The 12,589-nt window shown below is 65.7% G+C and carries 14 protein-coding genes; 10 read left to right on the top strand and 4 right to left on the bottom strand.

Going from position 1 to position 12,589, the window contains the following annotated elements:
* Positions 1-845 (bottom strand): radical SAM protein (locus VGT00_17275; GenBank protein ID HEV8533179.1); only part of this gene is annotated, 845 nt, incomplete at its 3' end.
* An 80-nt stretch (positions 846-925) separates the two neighbouring features.
* Positions 926-2,029 carry an ABC transporter substrate-binding protein gene (locus VGT00_17270; GenBank protein HEV8533178.1) on the bottom strand — a complete coding sequence of 368 codons (1,104 nt, stop codon included), beginning with the start codon at positions 2,027-2,029 and terminating at the stop codon, positions 926-928.
* A gap of 165 nt (positions 2,030-2,194) precedes the next feature.
* On the opposite strand from VGT00_17270, the gene VGT00_17265 reads away from it, so the two are divergent.
* Complete coding sequence (locus tag VGT00_17265; GenBank protein HEV8533177.1) at positions 2,195-2,737, top strand: TRAP transporter small permease subunit; 543 nt, start codon at positions 2,195-2,197, stop codon at positions 2,735-2,737.
* Positions 2,737-4,077, top strand: a complete 1,341-nt coding sequence (locus tag VGT00_17260) for a TRAP transporter large permease subunit (GenBank protein HEV8533176.1) — start codon at positions 2,737-2,739, stop codon at positions 4,075-4,077. The genes VGT00_17265 and VGT00_17260 overlap by 1 nt, the downstream gene beginning before the upstream one ends.
* Positions 4,078-4,149: 72 nt before the next feature.
* Here VGT00_17260 and VGT00_17255 read toward each other — a convergent pair whose 3' ends face one another.
* Complete coding sequence (locus VGT00_17255) at positions 4,150-5,247, bottom strand: TRAP transporter substrate-binding protein (GenBank protein HEV8533175.1); 1,098 nt, start codon at positions 5,245-5,247, stop codon at positions 4,150-4,152.
* Between the two features lie 104 nt (positions 5,248-5,351).
* On the opposite strand from VGT00_17255, the gene VGT00_17250 reads away from it, so the two are divergent.
* The 5 genes from VGT00_17250 to ilvD are packed head-to-tail and all read left to right on the top strand — an operon-like array spanning position 5,352 to position 9,867.
* Positions 5,352-5,855: a MaoC/PaaZ C-terminal domain-containing protein gene (locus VGT00_17250; GenBank protein ID HEV8533174.1), complete on the top strand. Its 504-nt coding sequence runs from the start codon at positions 5,352-5,354 to the stop codon at positions 5,853-5,855.
* Entirely contained in the window at positions 5,852-6,304 is a 453-nt protein-coding gene (locus VGT00_17245; protein ID HEV8533173.1) for a hypothetical protein, read from the top strand. Before VGT00_17250 ends, VGT00_17245 begins: the two co-directional genes overlap by 4 nt.
* Entirely contained in the window at positions 6,301-7,449 is a 1,149-nt protein-coding gene (locus VGT00_17240) for a glycosyltransferase (protein HEV8533172.1), read from the top strand. Before VGT00_17245 ends, VGT00_17240 begins: the two co-directional genes overlap by 4 nt.
* 7 nt (positions 7,450-7,456) lie before the next feature.
* The gene (locus VGT00_17235) at positions 7,457-8,137 is read left to right on the top strand and encodes a polysaccharide deacetylase family protein (protein ID HEV8533171.1); all 681 of its coding nucleotides are present in this window, start codon (positions 7,457-7,459) and stop codon (positions 8,135-8,137) included.
* 38 nt (positions 8,138-8,175) lie between these two features.
* Positions 8,176-9,867: a dihydroxy-acid dehydratase gene (gene ilvD, locus VGT00_17230; protein HEV8533170.1), complete on the top strand. Its 1,692-nt coding sequence runs from the start codon at positions 8,176-8,178 to the stop codon at positions 9,865-9,867.
* A gap of 587 nt (positions 9,868-10,454) precedes the next feature.
* On the opposite strand, the gene VGT00_17225 is transcribed toward ilvD, so the two are convergent.
* Positions 10,455-10,652, bottom strand: a complete 198-nt coding sequence (locus VGT00_17225) for a hypothetical protein (GenBank protein HEV8533169.1) — start codon at positions 10,650-10,652, stop codon at positions 10,455-10,457.
* A gap of 330 nt (positions 10,653-10,982) precedes the next feature.
* Here VGT00_17225 and VGT00_17220 point away from each other — a divergent pair, with 330 nt between their 5' ends.
* The 3 genes from VGT00_17220 to VGT00_17210 all read left to right on the top strand — a co-directional run.
* On the top strand, positions 10,983-11,885 hold the full coding sequence (locus VGT00_17220) for a hypothetical protein (GenBank protein HEV8533168.1): 903 nt from the start codon (positions 10,983-10,985) through the stop codon (positions 11,883-11,885).
* A 174-nt stretch (positions 11,886-12,059) separates the two neighbouring features.
* Complete coding sequence (locus VGT00_17215) at positions 12,060-12,320, top strand: hypothetical protein (GenBank protein HEV8533167.1); 261 nt, start codon at positions 12,060-12,062, stop codon at positions 12,318-12,320.
* 19 nt (positions 12,321-12,339) lie between these two features.
* Positions 12,340-12,589: hypothetical protein (locus VGT00_17210; GenBank protein ID HEV8533166.1), on the top strand; the 250-nt coding region annotated here is incomplete at its 3' end.

Raw genomic sequence — 12,589 nt, 5'->3', positions numbered from 1 at the left:
GCGGCGATGGTCCGGAGGTCATCCGTGGGCGGCGTCTGGCGCGGGACGAGCTTCGTATTGCCGATCTGGTAGGCCAGCGGGATGAAAGTGAGGAAGCCGCCCGAGGTGTCCTGCTGCTCGCGCAGGCGCAGCAGGTGCCCTACGCGCTCGGCCATGGTCTCGATGTGGCCGTAGTGCATGGTCGCGTTGGTCTTGATCCCGAGGGAATGCGCGATGCCGTGGATCTCGAGCCAACGATCCGCGTCCGCCTTGCCGGTATAGTGCAGGGCCTTCTGCAGGCGCTTGGAGAAGACCTCGGCTCCGCCGCCCGGCATGGAGTGCAGGCCCGCCTTCTTGAGCCGCGCGAGCGCCTCGCGCGGCTCGATCTTCCAGCGCCGCCAGAGATAGTCGATCTCGGCCGCCGTGAAGGCCTTGATCTGGGTTTCCGGTCGGTCCGCGTGAATGGCGCCGATGAGGCGCTCGTAGTACTCAAACGGCCAGTCGGGATGATGGCCGCCCACGATATGGGCCTCGCGCGTGCCGGGCTTGATCATGGCCAGCACGTCCTCGATGGAGTTCTCGAAGGCGCCTTCTTCGCCCTTTTTCCTGGCAAAGTCGCAGAAGGAGCAGGAGAGCACGCAGACATTGGTCGGATTGATGTAACGGTTGAGGACGAAGAAGACTTGGTCGCTGTGCAGACGCGACTTGGCGAAGTCGGCCATGCGGCCGAGCCCGTGGAGATCCTCCGTCTCGAAGAGGAGAAGACCGTCCTCCCGGCTGAGCCGCTGGCCGGCGCGCACCTTGTCCCAGAGCGGCTGCAGACGGGAGTCTCTGAAGCGCGCGGCAAGAGGTTCGGCGGCAAGCATGATACCTCCCTGATAGAGATCCGACCGACCGGTCGGTCTGAGTCTAAGTGGCGGGCTTTCCATCTGTCAAGCTTGCCGGCCTAGTTGGCGGCGTGCGGAGCGATCAATGAATGGTAGGCAGCTTCCGAGATGAGGCGCCAGTCATTTGTCTGGGCCTGAAAATTGGTCATCGACGTGTGGACCTTGCGGCCCAGGGGGCTTCGCTCCGCCTCGTCTCTCAGTACCTGCTCGGAGATCCTTCGCAATTCCCTCAAGGTGGCATTCGACAGCGGCAAGATCTCCACCTTGCCCCTGAAGTCGGCTCTCAGCCGTCCGAGGGCGAGAGCGTTCTTGTGCTCGTATTCGGCCAAGCTCGTGACCTGCACACTCTGGCAGGCCCATTCGAGGATGTGGCGGAGGTCGGCGGGCAGGGCGTCGAACGCCCTCCGGTTGAAGGTCAACTCCGAGGTCGAGCCTGGCTCGTGCCAGCTCGGGTAGTAGTAGTAGCGCGCGGCCGCGGGAAGTCCGAGGCGTATATCGTCATGCGGGCCCACCCATTCCGCCGCATCGATCACGCCCTTCTCGAGGGCCGCGGTGATGTCGGTGCCGGGTGTCAGCACCACCGTCGTACCGAGGGCGGCGAGAATTTTGCCTCCGATGCCCTGGATTCGCATCTTGAGGTCCTTGAAGGCGCCGGGGCTGCCGACCTTCTTGCGGAACCACCCCGCCATCTGCAGGCCGGTCGAGGGCCCGGGCCGGGGCACCAGATTGAACGGCGCATATCCGTCTTCCCAGAGCTTGAGCCCGTCGCCCTGGAGGAACCACGCCATCATGCCCTGCGCGTTGAGGCCGAAGGGCACCTTGGAGAACCAGAGAAAGCCCGGGTCCTTTGCCGTCCAGTAGTGCGAGGAGCCGAAGAAGGCTTCGATGGTTCCCTGCGAGCAGGCGTCGAAGCACGCGCCGGTTGGCATGATCTCGCCTCCCGCGTACACCTGGATCTTGAGCCGGCCCCCGCTCATCTCGTCCACTATGCGGGCGAAACGCTGAGCGGAGCCGTGCAGGAGGTCGAGATTGGGCAGCCACGCCGTGGCCAGGCGCCACTGAAAGCGCGACTGGGCATGGACGCTCGGGGCGTCAACCATGGCCGCCACGCCCGCAGTTACGAGGGCTGCGCCTTTGAGAATGAACCGACGATGGATTCCCATGTCAGGTCCCTCCGTGCCTCCTCGAGGTCGGCGGCCGTCCTCGCTAGTAGATATCCCCATGCGTCAGACTTCAAGTCAAACGGCCCCGACTCACCTTGACCCGCCCTGATGCCTATGTAATAGTCCCCGGTATTTTGCGGCTCCGTCCCGCCCATGGAGGTGCTGGTGGCGCAGATCCTGAGGAATATCGCTCGCAAGATCGACGCTCTCGATGATCGCTTCGGCCGCTTCGTCTCCTGGATCATGCTCTTCATGGTGCTCGTCGTTTTCACGGATGTCGTTCTGCGCTATGCCTTGCGTACGAGCACGGTCTGGCTGCAGGAGCTCGAGTGGCACCTCTTTGGCATCGTGTACATGCTGGCCGCGGGGTACACCATGCTCTATGACGAGCACGTGCGCGTGGACATCGTGTACTCGAAGTGGTCGACGCGGAAGCGGGCCTGGTCGGACTTCATCCTCTATCTCGTCTTCTTCTATCCCTCGGCCATCATGATCGTGTGGACGAGCATTCCCTTCATCAGGGACTCCTACCGCGTCTTCGAAGGCTCGCCCGACCCTGGCGGCATCCCGCTCCGCTTCCTGCTCAAATCGGTGATCATCGTAGGCTTCGTCATCCTCATGATCCAGGCCTTTTCCCAGACGGTGAAGAACTTCTTCTGGGCCATGGGGTGGGAAGAGCCCGAGGTCAGGGTCAAGGAGATCCACTGATGCCCGGCCTCGACCAGACGCTCGCCGCCCTCATGTTCGCGGGGATGATCGCCTTCCTGTTTTTCGGATTTCCCGTCGCCTTCAGCCTGATCTTCACGGGGCTCTCGTTCGGCCTGACCGGTATGGCGCTGGGCGTGCTGAACACCAATTTCTTCGACATCCTTCCCCTCCGCATCTGGGGCACCATGACGAACTTCACGCTCCTGGCCGTGCCCCTCTTCGTGTTCATGGGGGTGGCTCTCGAGAAATCAGGTTTGGCCGAGGAGCTGCTCGAGACCATGACCCTCCTCTTTGGCAAGCTTCGGGGCGGAATTGCCATCTCGGTGGTCGTCGTGGGTGCCATTCTCGCTGCTTCGACTGGCATCGTCGGGGCCAGCGTCATCACCATGGGTCTGGTCTCGTTGCCGACCATGCTGCGCCGCGGGTATCAGAAGGAGCTGATCGCCGGAACCATCTGCGCTTCGGGCACCCTCGGCCAGATCATCCCCCCGAGCGTCATCCTCATCCTCCTCGGCGATATCATGGGCGTGTCGGTCGGTGACCTCTATATCGGCGCGGTCATCCCGGGATTCGTGCTCGTCGCGCTCTACATCATCTACATCGCGATCCTCGGGCGGGTGAAGCCGCATCTCGCTCCGGCCATTCCGGCCGAGGAGCTGGCGGCCTTTCGCGGTGACGCGTTCAAGCGCGTCAGCATCGCGCTGTTGCCGGCCCTCGTCCTGATCGTGGGCGTGCTGGGCTCCATCTTCGCCGGCATCGCCTCGCCGACCGAGGCAGCCTCTGTTGGCGCGGTGGGCGGCCTGGTGCTGACCATCGCCAAGGGCCGCTTCTCCATGCCCATGCTGCGCTCGGTCATGGAGGCCACGACCCGGATCACGAGCCTGGCCTTCATCATTCTGGTTGGCGCCAATTGCTTCGGTCTGGTGTTTCGCGGATTGAACGGCGATCACCTCATCCAGGACTTCCTCAAGGGCCTCCCCTTCGGCCCCTACGGCGTCCTCGCCGTGGTCATGTTCGTGATCTTCCTGCTCGGCTTCTTCATCGACTTCTTCGAGATCTGCTTCATCCACGTCCCCATCTTGACCCCGGTGCTCGTGACCCACTTCGGCTTCGACCCCGTCTGGCTCGGGGTGGTCATCGGCGTCAACCTGCAGACCTCGTTCCTCACGCCGCCCTTCGGATTCGCGCTCTTCTATCTGAGAGGCGTGGCGCCGCCCGAGATCACCACGCCTCACATCTACCGGGGCGTGGTGCCTTTCGTCTGTCTCCAGCTGATCGGGTTGACTCTCGTCATCGTGTACCCCTCGCTGGCCACCTGGCTGATCCGGGCCCTCCGCTAGCGAGCTTGTCGGAAGCACGAACGGGCGGAGCCGTTGGGCGCCGCCCGTTCCGTTTCCCCGCCTATCTCCCGCCTACGCGCTGGCGATCTGGGAGTGGTAAGCCCCCTCCGAGATGAGGCGCCAGTCATTGAGCTGCCCCTCGAACTTCCTGACAGAGGCGTAAGTCTTCTTCGCCATCGGACTCTTTTCCGACTCTTCCTTGAGCACCTGATCGGACAGCTTCTTGAGCTCCTTGAGAGTCGCCGACGAGAGCGGCAAGATCTCGACCTTGGTCTTGAACTCGGTCTTCAGCTTCTGGAGGGCGAGGGTGTTCTTGTATTCGTACTCGTCGAGGCCGGCAATCTGACCGCTCTGACAGGCGGCGTCGATGATGTGCTTGAGGTCAGCGGGCAGGGCATCGTAGGCCTTCTTGTTGAAGCCGAACTCGGCGGTGGTGCCCGGCTCGTGCCAGCCGGGATAGTAGTAGTAGCGGGCCGCGTTGTGCAGACCGAGCTTCATGTCGTCGTGCGGGCCCACCCACTCCGTCGAGTCGATGACGCCGCGCTCGAGGGCGGTGTAGATCTCGCCCCCCGGCGTGAGGACGACGGTACCGCCCGCCGCCGCCACGATTTTGCCGCCGAGGCCGGGAATGCGCATCTTGAGGCCTTTGTAGTCGGCGATGCTGTTGATCTTCTTCCGGAACCAACCGGCCATCTGCACCCCCGTCGACGGGCCTGGCCGCGGGACGAGCCCGAAGGCGGCGTAGGCTTCCTCCCAGAGCTTGAGCCCGTCACCGTAGGTGTACCAGGTCATCATGCCCTGCGGATTGAGGCTGAATGGCACGGCCGAGAACCACTGCAGTCCCGGCTCCTTGCCCGCCCAGTAATAGGGCGCGCCCATGAAGGCCTCGATGGTGCCCTGGGAGCACGCGTCGAAGCAGCCGAACGGAGGCATGAGCTCGCCGCCCGCGAAGACCTGGATCTTGAGTCTGCCGCCGCTCATCTCATCTATCGTCTTGCCGAGCCGAATGGCCGAGCCCTGTAGCACGTCGAGAGCTGGGGTCCAGGTCGTGGACATGCGCCACTGAAAGCGCTGCTGGGCGTGGACGAAAGGAGCGTTGGCCGTGGCCGCCGCGGCGCCGGCCGCGACGAGCGTCGCCCCCTTGAGGATGAATCGACGTCGATTCTCCATACCAACCTCCATGAGTGTGGGTTTGGCCACCGGCCAGGTGTCGAGCACTGCCGCGAGCGCGGCCAGAATAGCACAACCTCTCGTATCTGCGGATGAAACGACCCATGGCCGGGGTCGGTTCCCGGCTCGCGGCGGGCGTGCTATTCTTGCGCGTCGTGGACGCCCAATCAGCCGTCTTCTTCGAGGATCTCAAGATCGGCCAGGAGTACACGTCTCCCGGACGTACCGTCACCGAGACCGACGTCGTGCTCTTCGCCGGGCTCTCCGGGGATTACAACGTCCTTCACACCGACGCCGAGCACATGAAGGCGTCGCTCTTCGGCGAGCGCATCGCCCACGGGCTCCTCGGGCTCGCCATACAGCAAGGCTTGGCCTCGCGCGGGGAGCCGACGGCCGCTCACGGCAGCCTCGCCGCTCTCAAGTGGAAATTCAAGGGACCCATCCGGCTCGGCGACACCATCCACGCCCGCTCGCGCATCGCCGGTCTCGAGGACGGTGCCCTGCCTGGACACGGACTGGTCACGGTGGAGCGCCAGGTGATCAACCAGCACGGCGAGGTAGTGCAGGAAGGCGAGACCGCGCACCTGCTCGAGCGCCGCACGCCATGAGCACGAAGCCGGTGCAGACGCCGATCGACGCTTCGGGCGGCCCGAGCCAGGTCTACTTCGAGGACGTAGAGCTCAAGGTGCCGCTGGAGACGCCCGGCATGACGGTGACCGAGGCCCACGTCGCGCTCTTCAACGGGCTGGCGTCGACCACCGCCTCCCGCGAGCCGGGGCTCGTGCCGGACCTGCTCCCGCTCTGCCTCTCCTCCGGGCTCGGGTGGCGGGTGCCGCGCCCCCCGCTCGCGGTGCTGGCCTTCATGGGCTTCGAGTGGCGCTTTCTCCTGCCCATCCGCGTGGGAGACACCATTCGGAGCGTGTCGATCTCGCACACGAAGCGCTCCCTGCGCGAAGGTGGCGTGGTCATCGAAGAGCGCCGCATCGTCAATCAGCGCGGCGAGACCGCGCAGGCGGGCAAGCTGACCCTGCTCGTGGCCAAGCGTCCGCGGCCATGACGGAACTCGCGCCCCGCGTCCTCCTTCTCACCGCCTCCTACGGCTCAGGCCATACCGGAGTGGCCGAGACGCTCGCCGAGGAATTGCGGGCCGCGGGAGCCGTGCCGACCGTGGTGGATCACTTTCGCGAGCTCGTCCATCCGCGCTTCGACGAGTGGAGCCGCGGACTCTACTACTGGATTCTCAAGGAAGCGCCCGCCCTCTGGGGCGGAGCGTACTGGCTCGGCGATCGCCTCAGCGTCTCCTCGCCGTTCTTGCTCGGCTTCAACCGTATCGGGGCGCGCAAGCTGCGGCGCCTCCTGAGGGCCGAGCGCTTCGACCACGTCATCTCCGTCCACCCGGCCCCCGCGGCGGCCCTCTCACATCTCTCGGGACGCGGGGAAGAGGTGCCTCCTCACACCACGATCTTCACCGACTTCGTCGCCCATACCCAGTGGATTCATCCGCACGTCGATCACTATTGCGTGCCCGCCGAGGAGATGGCCAACGAGCTCACGGCCAAGGGCCTCCCGCGCGACGGCGTCAGCGTCACGGGCATCCCGGTGGGCCGCGAGTTCAGCCAGCTGGCGGATCGCCCCGCCGCCCGGCTTCAGCTCGGCCTCTCGCCGCGACAGCCCGTCCTGCTCTTCATGGACGGGTCGGAGGGCGGCTTCGGCAAGCTCGAGGACGCCGCCCGGACGGTCCTCGCCATGGAGCAGCCCTTCCAGTCCATCTTCGTGGCGGGACACCAGCGATCGCTCGAGGCTCGCCTCGGCCAGCTCGCCCAGGGGCGCGAGAGCCGCGTCAAGGTGCTGGGCTTCGTCGACAATGTGCGCCAGCTCATGGCCGCGGCGGACTTCCTCGTCACCAAGGCGGGCGGGCTCACCCTCGCGGAGGCTCTGGCCGCCGAGCTGCCCGTGATTTGCTTCGGGTCGCTGCCCGGTCAGGAGAGCCGCAATGAGCGCTTCGCCGCCATGGCGGGTGTGGCGCTCGTGGCAGGCTCGGAGGCGCAGCTCCAGCGGGTGATCGGCGCGACCCTCCGTGATCCCGGCCTGCTCCGGAGCATCCGAGAGCGGATCCGGCTGTACCGGAGACCCCGCGCCGCCGAGCATATCGTGGACTTGATCCTGGGAGGCCGGGCCGTCCGGCGCGAGCGCGCCTCGTGAGCCAGGAATGAATCGGGCCGCCTGGCTGCTCCTGCCGCCGGTCGTGTGGGCCGGCTATGCGTGGGGCTCGCATGCGCTCACCTTGACGAGCTTCTGGCATGGGCCCCGCCGAAGCGGCAAGGTGGCCCTGACCTTCGATGACGGGCCGGATGCCACCCATACGCCGCGTGTCCTCGACGTGCTCGCCGAGCATGCCATCAAGGCCAGCTTCTTTCTGATCGGTGAGCGGGCGGTCCGGGAGCCTGCGGTGGCGCGGAGAATAGCCGACGAAGGGCACGACCTCGGCAACCACACGTGGAGTCACCGGAGCCTCTGGCTCTCCGGTCCGCGAGAGACCATGCGTCAGGTGGAGCAAGGCCATGCCGCCATCGCGCAGGCGGCGGGAGCGTCGCCACGCTTTTTCCGTCCCCCCTGGGGCATGACCAATCTCGCCCTCTTCCCGCTCCTGAAGAAGCTCCGCACGCCCTGCGTCTTCTGGACCGTGCAGACGGAAGGACGTCACCCGGCCCCGTCCGGACTTCAGATCGAGCGCGCGCGCCGCCGCACGCGCTCGGGGGCGATCTTGGATCTCCACGATGCCGATGGCGTGCCGGGCGCGGGAGCGCGCCTCCTCGACGCGTTGCCCGGCATGATCGCGGCCATCCGGAGCAAGGGTCTTTCCCTGGTCCCCCTCCGCGACCTGCTGTAGAATCACCGACACTTCGACCTCCGACAAAGGAGTCCGTGATGGCCATCGACCCCCGCCACAAGAGCCGCGTTCTCCTCGAAGGCACCGATCGCGCCGCCGCCCGCGCCATGATGAAGGCCGTGGGCTTCACCGACCAGGACCTGGCGCGCCCGCAGATCGGGGTCGCCCACTCCTGGATCGGGACGATGCCGTGCAACTGGAACCACCGGAAGCTCGCGGAGAAGGTGATGCAGGGGGTGCGCGCGGCCGGGGGCACGCCCATCGAGGTCAACACCATCTCCATCACGGACGGCATCACCATGGGCACCGAGGGCATGAAGGGCTCGCTCATCAGCCGCGAGGTCATCGCCGACTCCGTGGAGCTGGTGGCGCGCAGCCACATGTTCGACGGCATCGTGACCATCTCGGGCTGCGACAAAACCATTCCCGCCATGACCATGGTGCTGGGCCGGATGAACATCCCCGGCCTCATGCTCTACTGCGGCTCCATCATGTTCGGCCGCTTCGCGGGCACCGGGCAATTCGCCAACCGCAACCTCACCATCCAGGACGTCTTCGAGGCGGTGGGCTGCTACAACGCCGGCAAGATCGACCTCGAGGAGTTCAAGGCGGTGGAGGACCACGCCTGCCCGGGGGCGGGCGCCTGCGGCGGGCAGTTCACCGCCAACACGATGTCGACGGCCTACGAGATGCTCGGGATGTCGCCCATGGGCTGGAACGGAGTCCCCGCCATCGACCCTCGAAAGGAAGAGATCGCCTTCGAGTGCGGCAAGCTGGTGATGGAGCTCGTGAACAAGGGCATCACGCCGCGCTCGCTCATCACCCGCAAGAGCCTCGAGAACGCCATCGCCGGCGTCATGGCCACGGGCGGCTCGACCAACGCCGTGCTGCACCTGCTCGCCACGGCCAAGGACTTCGGAATCAGGCTCTCCCTCGATGACTTCGACCGCATCTCGAAGAAGACGCCGGTCCTGGCCGACCTCAAGCCCTGGGGCACCTACACGGCGCCGGAGATGTACCAGGCCGGCGGCATGCCGGTGGTGGCCAAGCGGCTGCTGGAAGCCGAGCTCCTGCACCCGAACGAGAAGACGGTCACGGGACGCACCATCGGGCAGGAGGCCGCCGCGGCGGTCGAGCCCGCCGGCCAGCAGGTGATCAAGTCGCTCAAGGAGGCGCTGAAGCCCACGGGGGGCATCGCCATCCTGCGCGGCAATCTCGCGCCCGGAGGCTGCGTGATCAAGCTTTCGGGCCAGAGCCGCTACAGCCACCGCGGGCCCGCGCGGGTGTTCGAGCGCGAGGAGGACGCCTTCGCCGCCGTCAAGAAGGGCAAGATCAAGCCTCACGACGTCATCGTCATCCGCTACGAGGGGCCGAAGGGCGGCCCCGGCATGCGGGAGATGCTGCACGTCACCGGGGCCCTCCAGGGGGCCGGCCTGGGAGACACGGTCGCTCTCATGACGGATGGCCGCTTCTCGGGAGCCACCCACGGCTTCATGATCGCCCATATCGTCCCGGAGGCGGCGGAGCGCGGACCCATCGCCGCCATCCACAGCGGCGACATCATCAACATCGACGTCAAGAAGCGTCGCTTGGACGTCGAGATCTCCGCGGCCGAGATGAAGAAGCGCCTGGCCAAGTGGAAGGCGCCCAAGCCGCGCTATACGAGCGGGGTCTTCCACAAGTACGCGATCACGGTGTCCAACGCCTCTGAGGGCGCGATTACCGGCTGATCTCCGCCTCTCCGCCGCGAGCCTCCTTGACGGTGCTCACTTCCGCAAGCATGTCGGATTGTGAGAACCTGACCCTGGCATCACACGGCGGTCTGGCCGGGCGGGGGCAGCTACTGAGACGCCAAAAAACGCCTGCTGGGAAGCTCGCTCGGAAGCCATGCGTCGTGAGATCTCCAGTCCGGCAGTTGCGCCACGACAACCACGACTTCGCTCAGCCCTTGTTGTACTCGTCGTGGCGGCGTCACCAGACGCCCGTCTCGTTGCGCCCCTTGGGGTGCGCGGTCGAGTCACTGGTACATGCCCCAGAGGCCGCCGTTGATCATACCCGGTGTCTTGGGGCGGCGGCTCGCGTCCGTCTCCGTCGTGGTTACGAGAACGTAGTCTCCCATCTGCGGTCCCAGCTGCTCTGTCTAGCGCCGGCCCGCGGTCGACGTTGCCATTCCACACCCGTCGGGCGGCCTCGTAGCCGCCGTGCTCGCTCTGGATCAACTCGCCGCGCAGAGCGCTCTAAAGGCTCCCGATGTCTTTCTCGCTGGGGGTGCAACGAGTTCCGTCTGCCGTGACGGCCGCGATCGTCGTCATGGCGGCTACCTGTCCAGCCACACGTTGTAGAAGCTTGGGAAGGCCATCTTCTCGTTGAAGCCCTTGACGGAGACCTGCATGGCGCGGAGGCCGAACAGGTCGCCGTAGCGGATCACGGGGACGCGCTCGTAGAAGGTCTTGTGGACCTCCTCCCAGAGCGCCTTGCGCCTCTTCGGGTCTGGCTCCTTCCGGATGGCGTCCATGCGGCTCGTGATCTCCTCGTCGCTGCGGTCCCTCGGCAAGCCGCCAGATCGAGAAACTCGCCAAGACGATCCGGATTTTCGTACAGCCGATAGGCGGCCCTCGCCGGGCGGAGCTTCTGGATGAGCGTCATGCTGGTAATATGAGCAATTATTCCATATTTCGACTACTCGCCTTTCGAAGGGGGTCAGATCCTCCGTGGATCGTGAGAGCCGTACCTTGAGAGTCACTACTGTCACGCTTACAACTGACGCACCATAGGGCGTCGGAGCTTGGAGAACCGCGACATTCTCGGTGAGTGGTTCGAAGCCATGGAGTCCCTCGGGGAGGACATGAGCATCCGGTTTGGCCGCGTCGACGAGAGGGGGGACGCGCCCGTCTGGGAGCCACTCCCGCATGCCCGCTTCGACGGAGTCGGCGGGTTCGCTCATCTGCTCCGCCAGCACGGCCACGCCGAGCTTCGAACGCTGCCGCAGCTCAAGGAGGGCCTGACGCCGCGAGTCTTTCAGGTCCTCCGCGCGTGGGCACGGCACGTGTTCGTCCGAAAGCCGACATTTCGCTGGCCTGCGTTGTCCGCGCCGGGCCGTTCTGGGGCCCTGCCCTCCGCCATCGCTTCGCGCGTCTTCGACGAGGAAGAGTCGCGCCGCGTCCTCGTGAGCGCGAAGTCACTCGGTATCACCGTCAACACGTTCCTCCTGGATCGAGTTAGCCGCGTCGTGCGCCGGCATCTGGAGAAGAAGCCCGCCGAGATTGCGTGGATGGTTCCCATCAACATGCGCGGGCCGGTCGAGCTCGCGCGAGACACGTCCAACCACAGCTCATTCCTCGAGATCGCCGTGCGCGAAGACGAGCCGGTCAGCGCGCTGCAGTCGCGCGTGCGGGACGCCGTCCGACGCGGGCAACACTGGGCGTACTGGTACTCGTTCCAGTTCGGACGGCTGTTCGGACGCATCGGGCGGCGGCTCTTCATCGGGCTCCAGATTCATGGGCCCAAGCACTGGGTCGGTTCGTTCTCCAATCTCGGCCTCTGGGATCCTCCGGCGGACGGGCGCACGGCCTACGGATGGGTGTTCTGCCCTCCACCCGCGCCATCGCAGCCGATCTGCGTCGGTTGCGTGACGTACCGCGGTCGCCTCAGCATCGCTCTGCAGATCCACCCCTCGCTCACGACCGATCCGGACGTCGCCGAGGCCTGGCTCGCCGAGATCGGCGAAGAGCTCCAGCGAAACGCATAGAATCGACCCGCGTTGTATGACGACCGAGGAAGGAGCGTAGATAACATAACACCCGTTCTCGGTCAGAGCCGGCCGTGGCTCAGGTTCTTGCCCTTGGCACAGCCTTGGTCAATGCGGTTGCGTGGGCCTTCGAACGACTTAGCCACGGGGGAGAGCAAAAGGATGAGACGGGTTGTGTGGATGGTTGCGTTCGGTTTCGCAGTACTCGGCCTCATTGCAGCCGCACCTTCGGCGCAGGCAGTCACGTTCGACCTGACCGAGGACCACTGCTCGGGTGGTTGTGGGAGCCCGCCGTTCGGCACGGTGACCCTCACCCAGAACGGGACCACCGTCGACGTCACGGTGGATCTATCCGGCACGAACGCCTTCGTAAAGACAGGCGCCGCAGACGACATGGCGTTCAAGTTCAACGCCACGGGCCTTCGTCGTCGGTGACACCACCGTCGACCAGACCGTGACCGGCCAGACGCGCGCGGTGGCGACGGGCTCCTTCAACATAGATGGCACCGGCTCGTTCGTGTTCGGCATCCAGTGCACCACGTGCGGCGGGGGCGCCAGCGATAAGTTCACCGACAACATCGTGTTCCACGTCGCCAACGCCACGATCGCCGATCTGACCAACGCGAACGCTAGCGGGCTCATCTTCGTGGCCGACATCATTGGGTCCACGGGGAACACGGGCCCGGTCGGTGCTCCGGGCGGCG

The sequence above is a fragment of the Candidatus Methylomirabilota bacterium genome (assembly GCA_036002485.1).
Classification (GTDB): domain Bacteria; phylum Methylomirabilota; class Methylomirabilia; order Rokubacteriales; family CSP1-6; genus AR37.
Note: the sequence above shows the minus strand (reverse complement) of the source record. Positions and strands in the feature narration are given on the sequence as shown.

Coding starts and splice junctions, on each gene's coding strand:
- VGT00_17270 (HEV8533178.1), bottom strand. CDS start 2,029: ATGGGAATCCATCGTCGGTTCATTCTCAAAGGCGCAGCCCTCGTAACT.
- VGT00_17260 (HEV8533176.1), top strand. CDS start 2,737: ATGCCCGGCCTCGACCAGACGCTCGCCGCCCTCATGTTCGCGGGGATG.
- VGT00_17255 (HEV8533175.1), bottom strand. CDS start 5,247: ATGGAGAATCGACGTCGATTCATCCTCAAGGGGGCGACGCTCGTCGCG.
- VGT00_17250 (HEV8533174.1), top strand. CDS start 5,352: ATGGCCGGGGTCGGTTCCCGGCTCGCGGCGGGCGTGCTATTCTTGCGC.
- VGT00_17245 (HEV8533173.1), top strand. CDS start 5,852: ATGAGCACGAAGCCGGTGCAGACGCCGATCGACGCTTCGGGCGGCCCG.
- VGT00_17240 (HEV8533172.1), top strand. CDS start 6,301: ATGACGGAACTCGCGCCCCGCGTCCTCCTTCTCACCGCCTCCTACGGC.
- VGT00_17235 (HEV8533171.1), top strand. CDS start 7,457: ATGAATCGGGCCGCCTGGCTGCTCCTGCCGCCGGTCGTGTGGGCCGGC.
- ilvD (HEV8533170.1), top strand. CDS start 8,176: ATGGCCATCGACCCCCGCCACAAGAGCCGCGTTCTCCTCGAAGGCACC.
- VGT00_17225 (HEV8533169.1), bottom strand. CDS start 10,652: ATGGACGCCATCCGGAAGGAGCCAGACCCGAAGAGGCGCAAGGCGCTC.
- VGT00_17220 (HEV8533168.1), top strand. CDS start 10,983: ATGAGCATCCGGTTTGGCCGCGTCGACGAGAGGGGGGACGCGCCCGTC.